The organism is Streptomyces phytophilus (assembly GCF_013870535.1).
GTDB classification, from domain to species: Bacteria; Actinomycetota; Actinomycetes; order Streptomycetales; family Streptomycetaceae; genus Streptomyces; species Streptomyces phytophilus.
Map to the genome: position 1 here is coordinate 1 of NZ_JACBXC010001698.1, position 1057 is coordinate 1057.

Here is a 1057-nt window from a genome sequence, read left to right on the forward strand (position 1 = left end):
CCGCAGCCGGCTCCGGCTCAGCCGAAGTTGCTGTCCACGCGGGCGGCTTCGTTCGCGTTCGGGTAGGCGTTCATGCAGGACGTGCCGGGGCCGCCGCCGGACATCAGTTCGCTGCACGGGCCGCTGTAGTTGTCCGGCAGGCCGAGGATGTGGCCGGTCTCGTGGGCGACGACGCGCAGGGAGTAGTACTGCTGGGTCTGGCGGAGGTCCAGGAAGACGTAGCCGTGGCCGCGCCCGTCGGTCACGGCGTGGCTGCCGCGCGGGTCGTTGCCCTGGCGGTAGCTGAAGTCGCCGGAGCCGGAGGTCTCCGCGAGCGTGATGTTGTTGGTGGCGTTGTTCCAGATCTGGGTGCTCTGGGATATGTCGCCCTGGTAGTTGGGCGCACTGGCGTCGTTGTACGTGATGGTGATGGCCTGGTAGCCGGGTTCCGCCGCCTGCTTCTCGCGCGCCTTGTCCCGGATCATCTCGAAGAAGGCCCGGTTCTCGGCCTGCTGGGCCTTGTCGTGCCCGACGTACGCCGCGGAGGCGGTGGCCTGCGTCGTCTGCCGGTCGTGGTGGTCGGCCGCGGGTGCCGGGGAGGCGGCCAGGCCGGTCAGCGCCAGGCCGAGGCCCAAGGCGGTGGAGACCAGTCTTCCGGAGAGCTTCATGGGGGTTTCTCCTGACGAACGATTGGTCGGTCGGTCGGTGAGGAGTCTGCGGGCGAAGAGGTGGCCGGGGGCAGATCTCATCCGGTGATAGCGGCGTGCGATCCCGGCCCGCCGGCGCCCGCGGCCGGGCGGAACGGCGCATACGTGTAGTGCCCCTGACAAATAATTGCGGCTATGCTCCCCGCGTGGAGCTGGAGTTGAGGCATCTGCGCGCGCTGTGCGCGATCTCCGACGCCGGAAGCGTGCACGGGGCGGCCAGGTGGCTCGGAGTCTCCCAGCCCGCCCTGACGGCCCAGTTGAACCGCATCGAACGGGCCGTGGGCGGCCGGCTGTTCGTACGCGACCGCTCGGGCTGCCGCCCGACCCCGCTCGGCCGCTCCGTGACCGCCCGGGCCCGCCCGCTCATCGCC

2 protein-coding genes are annotated in these 1057 nt (G+C 70.7%); one reads left to right on the plus strand and one right to left on the minus strand.

The window, feature by feature from the left end:
* Window positions 1–17: 17 nt before the first annotated feature.
* Window positions 18–647 carry a snapalysin family zinc-dependent metalloprotease gene (locus H5J30_RS35315; RefSeq protein WP_181791873.1) on the minus strand — a complete coding sequence of 210 codons (630 nt, stop codon included), beginning with the start codon at window positions 645–647 and terminating at the stop codon, window positions 18–20.
* 185 nt (window positions 648–832) lie between these two features.
* Here H5J30_RS35315 and H5J30_RS35320 point away from each other — a divergent pair.
* The coding region (locus H5J30_RS35320) for a LysR family transcriptional regulator (RefSeq protein ID WP_181791874.1) at window positions 833–1057 on the plus strand (225 nt) is incomplete at its 3' end.